The 14,682-nt window shown below is 69.3% G+C and carries 16 protein-coding genes, 1 tRNA gene and 1 pseudogene; 8 read left to right on the forward strand and 10 right to left on the reverse strand.

The window, feature by feature from the left end; all coding sequences use genetic code 11:
* Nucleotides 1-11: 11 nt before the first annotated feature.
* Nucleotides 12-305, forward strand: coding sequence for a hypothetical protein (locus tag ACYVKL_RS32555; protein ID WP_379167414.1), 294 nt, complete (start codon nt 12-14; stop codon nt 303-305).
* 46 nt (nt 306-351) lie between these two features.
* Here ACYVKL_RS32555 and ACYVKL_RS32560 read toward each other — a convergent pair.
* A tRNA-Lys gene (locus ACYVKL_RS32560) sits at nt 352-424 on the reverse strand.
* Nucleotides 425-641: 217 nt separating this feature from the next.
* On the opposite strand from ACYVKL_RS32560, the gene ACYVKL_RS32565 reads away from it, so the two are divergent.
* Nucleotides 642-1,850 (forward strand): L,D-transpeptidase, encoded by a 1,209-nt coding sequence (locus tag ACYVKL_RS32565; RefSeq protein ID WP_379167412.1) that lies wholly within the window; start codon nt 642-644, stop codon nt 1,848-1,850.
* Nucleotides 1,851-1,924: 74 nt separating this feature from the next.
* On the opposite strand, the gene ACYVKL_RS32570 is transcribed toward ACYVKL_RS32565, so the two are convergent.
* Both ACYVKL_RS32570 and ACYVKL_RS32575 read right to left on the reverse strand, forming a co-directional pair.
* Nucleotides 1,925-2,371: a hypothetical protein gene (locus ACYVKL_RS32570; RefSeq protein ID WP_357192720.1), complete on the reverse strand. Its 447-nt coding sequence runs from the start codon at nt 2,369-2,371 to the stop codon at nt 1,925-1,927.
* A gap of 115 nt (nt 2,372-2,486) precedes the next feature.
* Nucleotides 2,487-3,134 carry a cyclase family protein gene (locus ACYVKL_RS32575; protein WP_379167409.1) on the reverse strand — a complete coding sequence of 216 codons (648 nt, stop codon included), beginning with the start codon at nt 3,132-3,134 and terminating at the stop codon, nt 2,487-2,489.
* An 80-nt stretch (nt 3,135-3,214) separates the two neighbouring features.
* Between ACYVKL_RS32575 and ACYVKL_RS32580 the strand changes: the two genes are divergently transcribed.
* On the forward strand, nt 3,215-3,943 hold the full coding sequence (locus ACYVKL_RS32580; protein ID WP_379167407.1) for a hypothetical protein: 729 nt from the start codon (nt 3,215-3,217) through the stop codon (nt 3,941-3,943).
* Here the strand turns inward: ACYVKL_RS32580 and ACYVKL_RS32585 are convergent.
* Nucleotides 3,936-4,778, reverse strand: a complete 843-nt coding sequence (locus ACYVKL_RS32585) for a class I SAM-dependent methyltransferase (protein WP_379167405.1) — start codon at nt 4,776-4,778, stop codon at nt 3,936-3,938. The genes ACYVKL_RS32580 and ACYVKL_RS32585 overlap by 8 nt on opposite strands.
* Before the next feature lie 85 nt (nt 4,779-4,863).
* On the opposite strand from ACYVKL_RS32585, the gene ACYVKL_RS32590 reads away from it, so the two are divergent.
* A complete protein-coding gene (locus tag ACYVKL_RS32590) occupies nt 4,864-5,298 on the forward strand; it encodes a helix-turn-helix domain-containing protein (RefSeq protein ID WP_379167403.1) in 435 nt (144 codons plus the stop codon).
* A gap of 178 nt (nt 5,299-5,476) precedes the next feature.
* Here the strand turns inward: ACYVKL_RS32590 and bla are convergent, their stop codons facing one another.
* Entirely contained in the window at nt 5,477-6,382 is a 906-nt protein-coding gene (gene bla / locus ACYVKL_RS32595) for a class A beta-lactamase (RefSeq protein WP_460773715.1), read from the reverse strand.
* A gap of 37 nt (nt 6,383-6,419) precedes the next feature.
* The gene (locus ACYVKL_RS32600; RefSeq protein ID WP_379167401.1) at nt 6,420-8,198 is read right to left on the reverse strand and encodes a penicillin-binding transpeptidase domain-containing protein; all 1,779 of its coding nucleotides are present in this window, start codon (nt 8,196-8,198) and stop codon (nt 6,420-6,422) included.
* Nucleotides 8,199-8,353: 155 nt separating this feature from the next.
* Here ACYVKL_RS32600 and ACYVKL_RS32605 point away from each other — a divergent pair, with 155 nt between their 5' ends.
* Nucleotides 8,354-9,259, forward strand: coding sequence for a serine hydrolase (locus tag ACYVKL_RS32605; RefSeq protein WP_379167399.1), 906 nt, complete (start codon nt 8,354-8,356; stop codon nt 9,257-9,259).
* Here the strand turns inward: ACYVKL_RS32605 and ACYVKL_RS32610 are convergent.
* The gene (locus ACYVKL_RS32610; protein ID WP_379167396.1) at nt 9,208-10,161 is read right to left on the reverse strand and encodes a LysR substrate-binding domain-containing protein; all 954 of its coding nucleotides are present in this window, start codon (nt 10,159-10,161) and stop codon (nt 9,208-9,210) included. The two genes, ACYVKL_RS32605 and ACYVKL_RS32610, sit on opposite strands and share 52 nt — an antisense overlap.
* 22 nt (nt 10,162-10,183) lie before the next feature.
* Nucleotides 10,184-11,044 carry a thioesterase family protein gene (locus ACYVKL_RS32615; RefSeq protein WP_379167394.1) on the reverse strand — a complete coding sequence of 287 codons (861 nt, stop codon included), beginning with the start codon at nt 11,042-11,044 and terminating at the stop codon, nt 10,184-10,186.
* A 148-nt stretch (nt 11,045-11,192) separates the two neighbouring features.
* On the opposite strand from ACYVKL_RS32615, the gene ACYVKL_RS32620 reads away from it, so the two are divergent.
* A complete protein-coding gene (locus ACYVKL_RS32620; protein ID WP_213557483.1) occupies nt 11,193-11,378 on the forward strand; it encodes a YegP family protein in 186 nt (61 codons plus the stop codon).
* Nucleotides 11,379-11,564: 186 nt separating this feature from the next.
* On the opposite strand, the gene ACYVKL_RS32625 is transcribed toward ACYVKL_RS32620, so the two are convergent.
* Nucleotides 11,565-12,494 carry a LysR family transcriptional regulator gene (locus ACYVKL_RS32625; RefSeq protein ID WP_379167391.1) on the reverse strand — a complete coding sequence of 310 codons (930 nt, stop codon included), beginning with the start codon at nt 12,492-12,494 and terminating at the stop codon, nt 11,565-11,567.
* A 111-nt stretch (nt 12,495-12,605) separates the two neighbouring features.
* On the opposite strand from ACYVKL_RS32625, the pseudogene ACYVKL_RS32630 reads away from it, so the two are divergent.
* Nucleotides 12,606-12,839: pseudogene (locus ACYVKL_RS32630) on the forward strand (indolepyruvate ferredoxin oxidoreductase subunit alpha); the annotation flags it as partial.
* A gap of 85 nt (nt 12,840-12,924) precedes the next feature.
* On the opposite strand, the gene ACYVKL_RS32635 reads toward ACYVKL_RS32630, so the two are convergent.
* Nucleotides 12,925-13,539 carry a TetR/AcrR family transcriptional regulator gene (locus tag ACYVKL_RS32635; protein ID WP_379167388.1) on the reverse strand — a complete coding sequence of 205 codons (615 nt, stop codon included), beginning with the start codon at nt 13,537-13,539 and terminating at the stop codon, nt 12,925-12,927.
* 81 nt (nt 13,540-13,620) lie between these two features.
* On the opposite strand from ACYVKL_RS32635, the gene ACYVKL_RS32640 reads away from it, so the two are divergent.
* Nucleotides 13,621-14,643 carry a GlxA family transcriptional regulator gene (locus ACYVKL_RS32640; RefSeq protein ID WP_379167386.1) on the forward strand — a complete coding sequence of 341 codons (1,023 nt, stop codon included), beginning with the start codon at nt 13,621-13,623 and terminating at the stop codon, nt 14,641-14,643.
* Nucleotides 14,644-14,682: the final 39 nt, after the last annotated feature.

Consider the following 14,682-nt stretch of genomic DNA (forward strand, 5'->3'; position numbering starts at 1 on the left):
AGGCGATCCGAGTGTCCGACATCCTCGACGTACTGCAGTCGCGCTGGGCCGAATCGGCCGCAGAGGCCATCTTCGCCGGGGACGAGCACCCTAACGTGACCCTCACCACCCCCGAGGCGGTGGATCTCATCGCGCACATCACGGCCCTGCGGCACGCGGTCGCCGAAGCCGCCGCCTCCTTCGAACGCATTCGCGCGGCACTGGATCAGCACACCGCCCACCCGGAAGCCCAATCGCGCCAAGCCTGCAGCATCGCCCGCCACGCCGCGGAAACCCTCACCGGCGTCGGCGGATCCGCCACCTGAAAAACGAAAAACGCCCTGGCAGTTGGACTGCCAGGGCGTTCTGTTGTGCGCCATCAGGGACTCGAACCCCGAACCCGCTGATTAAGAGTCAGCTGCTCTGCCAATTGAGCTAATGGCGCATGTTTACCCCGCCGGGGGCCTCGGTCTTTCGCTTCGGCTCTCTGCGGTGCGGAAAGAACATTAACAGGAGTGGTGGCGGAAAGTGAAATCGCGTCGCTGAGCTGGTTGTTTCCGGAGATGTCGAGGGTTGTTAACACGGCGGGGGTGATCACGGATGTTGTGGGGGAAGGCTTGGGACGGTGGCCGCTGCGCGCCGAGACGTGAAGTGGGGATGCGATGGGTGACAGGCAAAGCGGACGTCGGTGGGGGAAGCCGGCGGGCATCGGGGTGGTGGTGACCGTGCTGGCGCTGGCCGTGGTGGGGTGCTCCTCCGGTGGCAAGAGTCAATCCGCTTCGGTGCCAATCGATTCCAATCCGATCGGCGAGCTGATGAAGCCGAAGCTGATCTCCCCGGTGAAGGACGGCGACAAGGGCGTGGCGCCCAGTGAGCTGAACCTGAAGGTGGAGGACGGCAAGCTCACGGCGGTCGTGCTCAGCAATCCGGACGGCAAGCCGGTGCCCGGGGAACTCGCCGTGGACGGCCGTTCGTGGAAGTTGGCCGAGCAGTTGGCATTCGGGCGCACCTACAAATTGAGTGTGGAGGCCATCGGCCTGGGCGGGGCGACCAGCTCGACTATGAGTTTCACCACCATCTCGCCCAACAACCGCACCCACCCGTACCTGCTGCCCGCCGAGAACGAAGTGGTCGGTATCGGTCAGCCGGTGGCCGTCCAGTTCGACGAGAACATTCCCGACCGCAAGGCCGCGCAGGACGCCATCAAGATCACCACCACGCCGGCGGTGGAGGGCGCGTTCTACTGGGTCAACAACCGTGAGGTGCGGTGGCGGCCGCAGAACTTCTGGGCCCCGGGCACCCGCGTCGACATCGCGGTGAACTCCTACGGCAAGGATCTCGGCGGCGGCCTGGTCGGCGACAGCGACATCCACTCCGGCTTCACCGTCGGCGACGCCACCGTCTTCACCGCCGACGACAACACCAAGATCGTCACGGTGGAACGCAACGGCCAGGTCATCAAGACCATGCCGACCTCGATGGGCAAGGACTCCACCCCCACCGACAACGGCGTCTACATCGTCGGCGACAAGTTCGACCGCATCATCATGGACTCCTCCACCTACGGCGTCCCGGTGAACTCGCCCAACGGCTACAAGACCCCGATCGACTGGGCGACGCGCATCTCGTACTCCGGCATCTTCTTCCACTCGGCCCCGTGGTCGGTGGGCGCGCAGGGCTCCTCCAACACCAGCCACGGCTGCCTCAATCTGAGTCCGGCCGACGCCAAATGGGTGTACGACAACGTCAAGCGCGGTGACATCACCATCGTCCGGAACACCGTCGGCGGCACGCTGTCCGGCGTGGACGGGCTGGGCGACTGGAACATCCCGTGGGAGCAGTGGAAGGCCGGCAACGCCGACCGGAGCTGATCGTCCGGAAGACAGCAGAAGGGGCATCAGCGATTCGCTGATGCCCCTTCGACCATGCTCGACAGCGGCTCGGGTCAGCCGATGGTGCCCGGTCCGTTGGGGCCGCAACCCAGGGCGGCGAGGCCGGAGAGCGCGGACGCGGTGCCCATCACGGTGCAGGTGCCGGGTTCGGCGGAGTTGGTGTTCGACGAACCGACCGCGCCGCCCAGCTTGAAGCCGGAGGAACCGGTGACCAGGGCCTCGATCGGGCTCTTCGGCGCGGGGTCCTTGCTGGTGGGGCAGGTCCCGGGCGTGGTCGCGGTGGCGGCGCCCGCGGTGGCGGTGCAGGTGTTCGAGTCCGGCGTGGTGGTGCCGGGGGTGGTGGTGCCCGGGGTGGTCGCGCCCGGCGTCGTGGTGCCCGGGGTGGTGGTCACCGGAGTCGTCGTCGTGGTGTCGATGAGGGCGATCTCCGCCATCGCGGCGGGCGCAGCGGGCAGCAGTGCCGCAACGGCTAGCAAAGTGGTTACGGCGTAACGATTCACGTGCCAATTCCTTCGGATCGAGCGTGGTCGGGGGCCCCGACTCCCCAGATTGTCTGGAGCAGTCTACGAAGATCGGGTGACCTGTGCCGCAAAATGCTACACACTGACGTTTCTCTCACACTCCGGTGCGGGCCACCGCCCGCACCGGAGCTCCGTCCGCGCCCGGCAGATGCAGCGGGAACAGTGACACTTCCACCCGCTGACCGGCCGTCTGTGCGTCCAGCACCGCCGCCAGCCCGGTCAGGTTCTCGGCGATCACCGCGTGCGCCCCGCACAGGATCCGATGCACCGGAATCTCCTCGGCCGGGGTCGGGTCGACACTGAGCGCGTCGATACCGACCGTGCGGACCCCGGCCGCGACCAGATACTCGGCGGCGGCAACCGTCAGATGCGGATGGTTCAGGTACGCGGGCGTGCCCCAGTGTTCCGACCAGCCGGTGACGATGAGCACGACCTGCCCTGCCGCCACCCGCCCCTCGAAGAACTCGCGCCCGATCGCCGCGCCCGCCCCGGCCGCCCGCGCGTCGATGACCACGCCCGGTCCGATGAACCGGTCCAGCGGCAGCTCGTCCAGCGCGGGCAGTGTGTCGTCGATGTGCCGCGGCGCGTCCACGTGTGTGCCGGTCTGCGACCCCAGGTCCAGGTGCAGCACATTGACGCCGTCGGCGGCAAGGGTCAGCGCGGGCCGCACCGTGACCTCGGGATCACCGGGATAGACCGGCATGCCGGACCGGATCGGCACCGAGAGATCGAGGATGCGCATATTCGCCTGCCTGTCTGCGGATTTCACGGGATGATGCCGGTGGGGTCGAAACAATCGCCGACGAGGATTCGAGAATCGCCATGTCTGCCATACATATTGCCGTGTGGAACCGCAGCACCGTCCTGACCGACGCGCAGGTGTCGGCCGTCGTGCCGGCGCTGCAGACGCAGGTGCATCGAGATTGGGCGCCGGCCTGGGGGAGTGACGCCGACCTGACCTTCGTGGCGAGCCACGATACTCCGCCCGCGGGCGCGTGGTGGCTGGTGATCCTCGACGACTCGGATCAGGCCACCGCGCTGGGCTACCACGACCTCACGCCGGACGGCCTGCCGCAGGGAAAGGTGTTCGCGCACAGCGACATCAAGTTCGGGTACACCTGGACCGTCACCGCCAGCCACGAACTGCTGGAGATGCTCGGCGACCCGGACATCAACCTCGCCGCCTACGTGTACACCGGCGCCACGCTCAACCGGCTCTACGCCTACGAGGTCGCCGACGCCTGCGAGGCCGACCGGTACGGCTATCAGATCGACGGAGTCCTGGTGTCGGACTTCGTGTTTCCGTCCTGGTTCGAGAGCTTCCGCAAGAAGGGCAGTACCCAGTTCGACTTCGGCGGCCACATCACCGAGCCGTTCGAACTGCTGCCCGGCGGCTACATCGGCGTGTTCGATATCCGCTCGGGCAGCGGTTGGCACCAGCTGACCGCCGAGTCCACGCCGCTGCATTACAGCATGCGCGCCCGCGTCGGCAGTCGCCGCGAACGGCGGCGCACACCCCGCGATCAGTGGTTGATCAGCGAGATCAGCTGAGTTCGGGGGCGGTGGCGCGCAGCAGCCAGCAGGCGGCGGTGAAGCGCGCCTGGTCACCGTGCACGAACGGCTCGAAGGCGGCCCGCACCACGTCGACGACCGCGGCGCGGGTGGCCTCGTCCACCTCGAGCAGCGCCAATCCGACCGGTCCCAGGCGAGAGACGTAGCCGGTGAGCGCCGGTTCGGGCATCACGCAGTCGGCATCGACCGGGGTGATGTCGATATCGGTCCAGCCGCTGTCCATCAGGATCCCGGCCACCCGCTCGCGGTTCGCGAACCCGAATTGCCCCGGAGCGTCCGGGATTCGGGGTCCGAGGCCGGGCAGCAGCGGTGCGGCCGCCTGCTCCGCCGCGATGAAGAACGGATTCTCGGCGGCATCGCGCCACACCACGCAGGCGAGCCGCCCGCCGGGCCGGGTGGCGTGGCGCAGATTGGCGAACGCGGCCACCGGGTCGGCGAAGAACATCACCCCGAACCGGGACATCACGAGGTCGAAACCGCCGGGTTCGAAGGCGTGGGTCTGGGCGTCGGCGTGCAGGAACTCCACGGGCAGGCCGTCGCGTTCGGCAGCGGCGCGGGCCGCGGTGATCATCGGCTCGGCGACGTCCACGCCGTTGCACCGCGCGCCCAGCTCGCGCGCCACGGCGAGAGTGGTTCCGCCGGTGCCGCATCCGACGTCCAGTACCCGGTGCGCGTCGTCGGAGCGCGCGGTCTCGACGAGCAGGTCCTGCAGCGGGCGCAGCACTTCGGCGATGAGTTCCTGGAAATCGACCCAGGCATTGCCGGAGGCGCCGTTCCAGCGTTCGGCCTGGTCCTTGTCGAGCGGTGTCGTCATGTCGCTGTCCTTTGTCGGTGGGACGGGCGTCTAGCTACACTGTTCCAATTCAAGTCGACTTGAGGTCAAGCCCCGAGGTATCCGCATGACCAGTCTGGATATCGCCGAAGTTGTGCGCCGCTCCGGCGTCCCCGCCTCCACCCTGCGCTACTACGAGGAGCGCGGACTCATCGCCTCCACCGGCCGCCGCGGCCTGCGCCGCCAATTCGACAGTTCGGTCCTCGAGCACCTGGCCCTCATAGCCGTCGGCCGCACCGCCGGCTTCTCCCTCGACGACATCGTCCTCGTCTTCGGCCCGCCCGGCGAACTCCGAGTCGACCGCGCCCTGCTCACCGGCAAGGCCGACGAATTGGACCGCACCATCACACAATTGACCGCCGTCCGCGACAGCCTGCGCCACGCCGCCGCCTGCCCCGCCCCGAGCCACGCGGAATGCCCGAGCTTCCGGCGCATCCTGCGCGAGGTCATCGAAGGACGGATGGCCGCCATGGACGCGCTCGCTCCGAAAACCACGCGCTGACTCCGTGAAAACCGCTGCGGCACAGCGGAACGCCGAGCCGCGCCCGGGCAGTCCGGGCGCGGCGCACCTGGCCGTCCGATCTCGGCCGCAGGCCCACTCCGCGACTCGATTCGATACGCGTCGCCGTACCGCTGCTGGTCCCTCCCGCAGCACCACCTGGGATGCGGGCGAGGCGGGCCTAGCGAACTGCGCGCACGGCCTCGGTTGTCAGGGCGGCGACCAGTGGATTGTCGTATTCGGCAGCCTTATCCGGCTTGGCTGTCAGCACCACGATCACCAGGGGCGCGGCGCCGCCCGCGGGCCAGGTGACGGCGACGTCGTTGGCGGTGCCGTAGTCGCCGGAGCCGGTTTTGTCGCCGGTCTTCCAGTCCGCCGGGAGGCCGGCGCGGATGCGGGCGTCGCCGGTGGTGTTGGCGAGCAGCCACGCGGTCAGTTGAGTGCGTTCGGGTTGGGCGAGGACGTCGCCGAGGACCAGCCGCCGATAGTCCTCGGCGAGTGCGGCGGGGGTGCTGGTGTCGCGGTCGTCGCCCGGGATATTCGTGTTGATGTCCGGCTCCCAGCGATCCATGTGGGTGGTCTGATCGCCGAGACCGCGCAGGAAGTCGTTCAAAGCTTGTGGTCCGCCGAGCAGTTCGAGGATCTGGTTGCCGGCGGTGTTGTCGCTGCGGGTGATCGCGGCGTCGCAGAGTTCGGTCACGGTCATTCCGGTGTCCACCCGGGTGCTGGTCACCGGTGAGGCGGACACCAGCTTGTCGGCGGTGAAATGGATGACCTGGTCGAAGAATCCGGTCTGCAGCGGGTGGGCGCGCAGCAGCGCCCCGCAGGCGAGGCCCTTGAAGGTGGAGTTGAAGGTGAAGCGTTCGTCCTGCCGATAGCCGACGGTCCGGCCGGTGCCGGTGTCGATCACGAAGACGCCCGCTCGCGCGCCGTGCTGTTGTTCGAGATTCCGCAGGGCATCGGTGGTTGCCGGGGTTGTTGTCGAGCCACTGTGTGCGGCTTCGTTTTTCGAGTCGGTTCCGCAAGCGCCGAGCAACGGTGTGAGCGCGAGTAGCGATGCCAGAGCGAGAGTTTTCAGGGTCGGCAAAACAAGCCTTTCGATCTGATATGGGTGTTGCGGGAGGTCAGCGCTGTGCGCGCACCATGCGGCCCGCGGCCTGGACGGCCGGGTCGGAACTGCCCGCGTCGCTGACGAACACGGCGAAGGCGAGGTCGCCGTCGATGCCGACGAACCAGCCGTGCGCGTGCTTGTCGTCGATGTATTCGGCGGTGCCGGTCTTGCCGAGCAGGCCGGGGATGTCGCGCAGCGCGGTGGCGGTGCCGCCGGTGATCGTCTCGCGCATCATGGATTTCACCTGATCGGCGATGCCGGGCGGCAGCGCCGGGGGCTGCCGGTCGGGCTTGCCGGGCTGCCCCTGGACCAGGGTCGGCGGCTTGACCGAACCCTGCGCGAGCGCCGCGGCCAGCAGCGCCATGCCGAACGGTGACGCGGTCACCTTGCCCTGCCCGATGCCCTCCTCCACCCGCAGGGCGGGCGTGTCCGCGGTCGGCACCTTGCCGGTGACGGTGGTCAGGCCGGGTGTCACGTAGTCGATGCCGAGCCCGAGCTGCTCGGCCGCCTTGGTCAGCCCGTCCGGCGCGAGCTGCACGGCCAGCCGGCCCATCGTGGTGTTGCAGGACTTGGCGAAGGCGGTGTGCAGCGGCACCTGGCCGAGGTCGAAGTTGTTGTCGTTGGGGATCTCCCGGCCCTCGATGTTCTCCTTGCCGGGGCAGGCGACGGTCGAGTCGGGGGTGACCTCGCCGGCCTGGAGAGCGGCCGACACGGTGACGGTCTTGAACGTGGACCCCGGCGGATACAACCCGGTCAGTCCGATCGGTCCCTGCGCGTCGGCGGGCGCGTTCTGCGCCATGGCCAGCACGTCTCCGGTCGACGGCCGGAGCGCGACGATGGCGGCGGGGGTGGTGATCGGGTCCAGCGCCGCCTCGGCCGCCCGTTGCAGCCCGACATCGAGGCCGGTGTGAATGTCGGTGACCGGCCGCGGATCCGGGCCGCCGACCCGCTGCGTGCCGTCACTGCCCTGGGCGCGCACCGCCCACCCGGCGGCGGCGTCGGCCTGCTGCTGCCAGAGATCGGACAGCCCCGAGAAGGTCGGCGACGCCAGCGCCTTGTCGACGGCCAGCAGCCGGGTCTGCTGCGCGGTCGTCACATTCGCCAGGTTGGTGAGCGCGGACTGGACTGTGGCGTAATCGGATTCGCGCAAGGTGACCGCGGTGATCGGCTTGCCGTGCGCCGCGGCCAGATCCGCTTGCAGGCTCGCGGCGGTGACATCGGGCGCGACCGGCAGCAGCGCCGCCGCGACGGCCGCGGTGTCCGCGCCGGGCGCGAGGTTCACCAGCGTCACCATCTGCTGGGTGAGCAATGCGCCGCCGGCGCTGTCGAGCACCTTGGCGGGATCGGGGTACACGACGCTGTAGGACAGCGGGCCGAGGTTCAGGCCGGGTGCGACGGTGGCGGGGTCCCAATGGATCTTCCAGTCGCCGCCGGCGCGTTCGGCGCGGCCCGCGGTGGTGTAGGTCCACTCGTTCTTGCCGTCCTGGCCCAGCTTCCAGGTGGCGGTGAGGGTGAAGGTGCCGCCGTCGTCGGTCTTCTCGACGTTGCCCGCCGCGAAATGCGCCTGCTTGCCGAGGTTGTCGTAGAGCGGACCCAGCACGTTCGAGGCCTGGGCGGGGTCGCTGGTGGCCTGGGCGGCGGCCGGGACGTCGTCGCGGGTGAGGGCGTCGGCGAAGGCGTCCACCGCCTTGGACAGCCCGGAGGTGGAATCGGATCCGGAGCACGCCGTCGTCGCCACCAGCACGGCGGCGACGCAGACACCGGTGCGGGTCGAGCTGCTGAAACCTGCCATGCCACCCACCCCAACACGGATCACCCGCGGCTGTCCAAGACCGACACGGATGAGTATTGATAAGCGAATCGATATCGTTCCAGCGTGCGGCCCTGTGTGTGCCGGTTCGCCGGGTGCTCGGCGGCCGCATCCGGGGCACCGGGAATGCTGGGGGAGTGGACGACATCTTCCGGAACGCCGGCGTCGAGGGCCGCGTGCACGCCCGCTGCTTCGACTGCGACGCGGAATTCGGCTGGGCCGCCGACGAACCGGTGGTGCTGTCCTCGGTGGTGAAAGTGCCGCTGGTGCTGGAGTTCGCGCGGCAGGTGGCGGCCGGGCAACTGGATCCCGCCGACCGGGTGCGGGCCACGGCGGCGGACCGGCTGGGCGGGGTGGGTTCGGCCGGCTGCCATGACGACGTCGAGTACAGCCTGCGCGACGCCGCCTATTTCGCGCTCACGGTCAGCGACAACACCGCCGCCGACCTGCTCTTCGACCGGGTCGGCGTCGACAATGTGCGTTCCCTGGTGCGGGAGCTCGGGCTCGCCGACACCCGTGTGCTGGGTTCGATCCGCGACATCCTCTACAGCATGGCCGAGGACATCGGTGCGCGTGACTTGCTCGAATTCGCCCGGCGCTACCCGGAATCCAGTGCCGAGGAGGTGTTCGGCAGCCGCGCGGTGGATCCGCTGCGCACCACGGCCGGGACCGCGCGGGATATGACCCGGCTACTGCTGCTCATCGGCCGGGACCAGGCGGGGCCGCCCGAGGCGTGCGCGTTCGTGCGGGATCTGATGCGGCAGCAGGTGTACGGGCATCGGCTGCCGTCGGCGTTCCCGCCCGGCGTCGACATCTGGTCCAAGACCGGGACGCTGCCCGGCATCCGCAATGAGATCGGCGTGGTGGGCTATCCGGACGGAAGCCGGTACGCCGTCGCGGTTTTCACGGTCTCGCACTCACTGGCCGGGCGGCAGCCCGTGGTGGACCGGGCCATCGGCACGGCGGCGTCGGTCGCGATCGAACGCATCGATCACTGCCTGCCCGCGACCACATCCCACGGTCGGCGCTGCGGACGGTCCTGAATCGGTGCCGGGACGGCCGTGCTGTCGCCCCGCACCACCGATACGACGAGGTCGGCGAATTCCCGCACCAGCGGATGCGGTGCCGCCGCCGGCCAGGTGAGGGCGAGCCGCCAGCTCAGCGTGCCCGCGGGCAGGGGCCGCCACACCACGCGCGGCTCCTTCTGCGCCACCAGGCCGGTGTCGAAGGCGACGCCGCGCCCGGACAACACCATGCCGAGCACGAATTCGGGATTGACGGCGTGCTGCACCGAGGCCGGGTGGAAGCCGTGCTCCCAGCAGGTACGCAGGGTGGCGTCGTAGAGGCCGGGGGCGGCGGCGCGCGGGAAGATCACCAGGCCGTGCCCGCTCAGGTCGGCCAGGGTCAGTGAAGTCCGTTGGGCCAGTGGGGAATCGCGGGGCAGCACCACGCCCAGCGGGGTCTCCACCACCGGGCCGGATTCGAGGCCGGTCACCTCCACCGGATATTGCAGCAGGCCCGCGTCGAGTTCCCGTTCGGTCAGCAGCCGGACCTGCTCGGCGGTGGTCAGCTCCTGCAGGTCCACCCGCACCTGGCGGTTCTCGAACGCGGTGAGCATGGCGGCCAGCACCCGGCCCGCCAGCTCGGGCGGCACCCCGATCCGCAGCGCGTCGACCTCGCCGCGGTGCGCCTTGTCCACCAGCGATTTCGCCCGTTCCCAGCGCGCGATCAGGTCGCGCGCCTCGACCAGCAGGATCTGGCCGGCCTCGGTGAGCTCCACGCGGCGGCTGTCGCGGTCGAGCAGCCGGGCGCCGAGCTCGCTCTCCAGCTTGCGGATGCGCTGGCTCAGCGCGGGCTGGGCGATCCGCAGCCGCTCGGCCGCCCGGCCGAAGTGCAATTCCTCGGCGACGGCGATGAAGTAGCGCAGCTGACGCAGCGGGTCCACCGGGTCAACGATATAGGTTTCCTTATCGCTGGGCCCGGGCGCGCACCTCCAGGATCTGCAGGCAGCGCCCGATCGGGCCCTGTGCGTCGTGCAGCACGGTCGAGCACAGCCCGATCCCGTCGGGTCCGATGGAGGTCTCGACGGCCAGCCCGATCCACTCGCCGACCGGCAGCCGGAACAGGTCGATGGTCAGGTCGGTGTTGAGGAACGTCCAGTGCGTCGGATCCAGCCGCGCGCCAACGCCATTGGCCACATCGGCGACCGAGAACACCCGCACCAGGGGCGAGATCGGCTCGCCCTCGACCACCTCGACGCGGGGCCGGACCCACACCCGCCGGGTGATGTCGTCGCTGTCCACCCCGCGCAGGTCCACCGACTTCACGTAGCCGATATCCCAGCCCTCGGGCAGGCCCCAGCCGACCTCGCCCGTCTCCGGCACCGGCGGCAGCGGGGCGTCGGCGGTGTGCACGACCTGGGAGGTGTCGGAGGTGGCGATCCGCCAGGCCGCGGCCTTGGCGACCACGCGGGCGCTGCCGTCCGGTTGCGGCGCGACCAGTTCCGCCGCGACCAGTTCGATTCGCTTGCCCGGCCGCTCGATCCAGGCCCGAACCTCGATCTCGCCCACGGGAACCGGGCCGAGGATCTCCATGGTCAGTCGCGCGATCCGAGCCCCCTCACGGGGTGCGCACCGTTCCACCGCGCGGGCGAGCAATGCCGAGGGCGGCGCGCCGTGCTGCATGGTTGCCGCCCAGACGCTGATGGTCGAGGCGGTGGCCGAGTATCGCTCGTACCCGTCGCGCGTCGGTTCCAGCTCGACGTAGTACGCCCTGGTCCCGGCCTCGTCCTCCGAGGCCGCCTGGTCTGCCGCTGTCACATCCTGCATCCGGGTCACTCCGTCAACGTATCAGCCCACGTCCGGCCTACTAGACGGTGTACGACAAACCCCCGCATGTCCATTCCGACCGTTCGGGTTTCCTGCCCCTACCCTGATGAATGTCAGATGCACTTTCCAGGCGTGGAACGAGGTAGTCATGTCAGGCAAGTTCGAGCTGTTCGCTGATGCGGCCGACAAGTTCCGGTGGCGGCTCAAGGCCGGCAACGGCGAGGTTATCGCGCAGAGCCAGGCGTACGCGAGCAAGGACGCGGCGAAGAAGGGCATCGCCTCGGTTCAGACCAATGCCGCCGGCGCAGCGGTCGCCGATCTCACCGACAAGTAGTTCCGCACGAGCCAGGCCCCGCCGCGGACGTTGCCGCGGCGGGGCCTCACTTGTCCGGTGCAGCTTCACCTTCCGGCCGCATCGTGTCCGGGCCGCCCCGTGGTTGATAACCGGCTCTCCCGCGCACCCAGGCCGCAGCACTGCCCGGAACGGCCCTCGGAACCTCGGGCCGCCGCGGACTGGGGCTCAGTGTCGTTGCGTGCGTGCAGCTTCGATTCGGGCAGCCAGTTCGACCAGCTCGGCCGCCGGGCCGGTGGGCGGTGTGCGCCGGTGCCAGATGGCCCGGAACTTCCTGGTCAGCGGTGTCGACTCGGCGAGCGTGACGGCCCGCAGGGTGCCCGCGCGCAGTTCGTGCGCGACGATCAGCCGGCTGACGACCGCGGGTGCCGCGCCGCTGCGGGCGGTCGCGAGAATTGCTGCGGCGGAACCGAGTTCGGCGGCGGGCGGGGCCGGGGTGCCGTGAATCTCCAGGGTCTCCCACACCGTGTCGCGGGTGCCGGATCCCCGTTCCCGCCACAGCAGCGGGGTATCGGCGAGTTCGCGCGCCGTCAGCGGCCGCCGCCGCGACGCCCACGGGTGCCCCGGCGCGACGACCACCACCAGCTCGTCGGCGGTGAGCACCCGGCTGCCCAATCCCGGTGGCGGGTGCGGTCCTTCGACGAACCCGAGCTCGGCTTCGCGATCGCGGACCGCGGTGGCCACCTGCCGCGAATTGGCCACATCCAGCACCACCGCCACCTCCGGATGGACCTTCCGCAACGCGGTCAGCCAGTGCGGAATGCGATGGTCGGCAATGGTTGTCGAGGCGACGATCCGCAGTCCCGGCCGCTGCGCGCGATGCAGCCCGGCGATCCCGTCGGTCAGCGCCAGCGCCGCCGTGAGCACCGGCCGCCCCAACTCGACCACCGCCTGCCCGGCGTCGGTCAGCACCGACCCGGTGCGCCCACGATCGAGCAGCCGCAGACCGAGCCGCCGTTCCAGAGCGGTGATCCGCATACTCGCGGCGGGCTGACTGATACCGTGCCGCCGCGCCGCCGCACCGAGACTGCCCAGTTCCGCGACCGACGCGAGCAGCGCGAGCCCGTCCAGGTCCGGTGTCCCGGGCGGCAGCATCATAAGGACAGCTTATGGCGTGATCGGCATTCGGGTGCTACCTGAGCACGCGAAACACCCGCAGGATCATGACTGTCCGCATCGCGCGGACCCAGATTGATCGAGGAGCCCACCGTGACTTTCGTGATCGGCGCCGACTGCGTGGATGTCCTGGACAAAGCCTGCATCGAGGAGTGCCCCGTCGACTGCATCGTGGTCGGCGACCGCATGGCCTACATCAACCCCGACGAATGCACCGACTGCGCCGCCTGCGAACCGGTCTGCCCGGTCGAGGCGATCCACTACGAGGACGACCTGCCCCTGGGCCAGGAGCAGTTCGTCCTCGTGAACTCACGGTTCTTCAGCGAAGGCGCGCAGATCTAGCCGACCGGAACCGGTTCGCGTGCCGGGATCGATTCCGCGGCGGGGCAAGTACGGAGCCCGCCGGCAAGGACTAGCGCAGATCCGGATCGCCTGCCCAGGCGGATGGGAGGATCTCGGTTGAAACATCGGCGATTTCGCGAAGGCGGGCGGAGGCGACGCCCATGCGGCTCAGCTGGATGAGGCCCTGGGCGGTCATGATGACGTTCGCGCTCAGGGCCGAGAGGAGTTCTTCGTCGGCCGGGCCGGTGGCGATCATGGCGCGGCGGAGGCGTTCGGCGACAGCCTCTTCCATGGTGGCGGTGGTGCGCGCGCCGATGGTCGCGACTTCCGGAATACGGCTGCCCAGGTTCGCGACGCTATTGATCATGAGGCAGCCGCGGCGGTCGGGGTGGGCGGCGCAGTCGTCGATGACGGCATGGCAGAGGGTGCGGACGGCTGCGCGCGCCGACTCGGGGGCGGATTCGATTGCGGTGCGGACGAAGCGGGCGCGCCGGTCGCAGTAGCGTTCGAAAGCGGCCAGGAACAGGCCGCGTTTGTTGCCGTAGGCGCCGTAGATGCTGCCGTTGCCGATGCCGGTTACGCGGGAGACATCCTCGACCGAAGTGGTGTCGAAGCCTTGCGCCCAGAAGAGCTCGATCGCGGCTTCGAGCAGTGTCTGCTCGTCGAACTGTCGCGGTCTACCCATGGGACTCACCGTATCAATATCAATCTGCGATCTCGAGCACTCCGCTTGTTCTGGAGGCGTGTCTCCAGAATACTGGTGGACATGTCATCAATATCTTCCGAATCCGCCCGTCGTCGGGTGGGGATCCTCGTGTTCGATGGTGTGAAGATGCTCGACTTCGCCGGTCCCGCCGAGGTCTTCGTGGAAGCCAATCAAGCGGTGGACGGGTACGAGGTGGTATTGCTCTCGGCCGACGGGCGGGATGTGCAGACCTCGATCGGCGCGCGGGTGGCGGTGGGCGGTGCGGCGGCCGAGGCCGGGAGATTCGACACCGTGGTGATTCCCGGGAGTGAACTGCCGGCCTCGGTGTTCGTGACGCCCGAGGTGCTGGCCGCGGCTCGGCATCTGTCCGCGCACACCCGGCGGCTGGTGTCGATCTGTAGTGGGACAGCGGTGTTGGCGGAACTCGGACTGCTCGACGGGCGGCGGGTGACCACACACTGGAAGTACGCACCGGATCTGGCCCGGAAGTTCCCGGCCGTCGAGGTGGAGCCGGACGCGATCTTCGTAAGGGACGGCAATCTCTACAGTTCGGCAGGGGTGGCGGCGGGCGTGGATCTGGCCCTCGCGCTGGTCGAGGAGGATCACGGCGCGGACGTGGCGCGGCGGGCGGCGCAACTGCTGGTGGTCTACATGCAGCGGGCGGGTGGGCAGTCGCAGTTCTCGGCTTCCCTGACCGGCCCGGTGCCGCGCAGTCCGCTGGTGCGCACGGTCGTCGATCTGATCTGCGCGAATCCGGCCTTCCCGCATACGGTGCAGACCCTCGCGGCGCACGCCCGAGTGAGCGTGCGGCACCTGACCCGGCTGTTCCGGTCCGAGCTGGAACGCTCACCGGCCGAATATGTGGCGTTCATCCGCTTCGGCGTCGCGCGGGACATGCTGCACGCCGGGTGCTCGGTGACCGAGGCGGCCATGGCGGCGGGATTCGGTAACAGTGAGGCGCTGCGCCGGGCTTTCATTGCTCGCCTGGGTATTTCGCCGCGCAAATACCAGCAGCGCTTCCGCACCACGGGCTCGGCGAAATGGCCGGCGCTGCCGGAGCCCGCCATCGCGGCCGTGTCCTGAATCGGGGATTTCACGGCCCGCACCGAGGGGCGCCGCGCA

The sequence above is a fragment of the Nocardia tengchongensis genome, from assembly GCF_054781395.1.

Bases quoted from the DNA above. Each gene is read 5' to 3' on its own strand.
- ACYVKL_RS32565 (WP_379167412.1), top strand. From the start codon at position 642: ATGGGTGACAGGCAAAGCGGACGTCGGTGGGGGAAGCCGGCGGGCATC.
- ACYVKL_RS32575 (WP_379167409.1), bottom strand. From the start codon at position 3,134: ATGCGCATCCTCGATCTCTCGGTGCCGATCCGGTCCGGCATGCCGGTC.
- ACYVKL_RS32580 (WP_379167407.1), top strand. From the start codon at position 3,215: ATGTCTGCCATACATATTGCCGTGTGGAACCGCAGCACCGTCCTGACC.
- ACYVKL_RS32585 (WP_379167405.1), bottom strand. From the start codon at position 4,778: ATGACGACACCGCTCGACAAGGACCAGGCCGAACGCTGGAACGGCGCC.
- ACYVKL_RS32590 (WP_379167403.1), top strand. From the start codon at position 4,864: ATGACCAGTCTGGATATCGCCGAAGTTGTGCGCCGCTCCGGCGTCCCC.
- ACYVKL_RS32600 (WP_379167401.1), bottom strand. From the start codon at position 8,198: ATGGCAGGTTTCAGCAGCTCGACCCGCACCGGTGTCTGCGTCGCCGCC.
- ACYVKL_RS32615 (WP_379167394.1), bottom strand. From the start codon at position 11,044: ATGCAGGATGTGACAGCGGCAGACCAGGCGGCCTCGGAGGACGAGGCC.
- ACYVKL_RS32620 (WP_213557483.1), top strand. From the start codon at position 11,193: ATGTCAGGCAAGTTCGAGCTGTTCGCTGATGCGGCCGACAAGTTCCGG.
- ACYVKL_RS32625 (WP_379167391.1), bottom strand. From the start codon at position 12,494: ATGATGCTGCCGCCCGGGACACCGGACCTGGACGGGCTCGCGCTGCTC.
- ACYVKL_RS32635 (WP_379167388.1), bottom strand. From the start codon at position 13,539: ATGGGTAGACCGCGACAGTTCGACGAGCAGACACTGCTCGAAGCCGCG.
- ACYVKL_RS32640 (WP_379167386.1), top strand. From the start codon at position 13,621: ATGTCATCAATATCTTCCGAATCCGCCCGTCGTCGGGTGGGGATCCTC.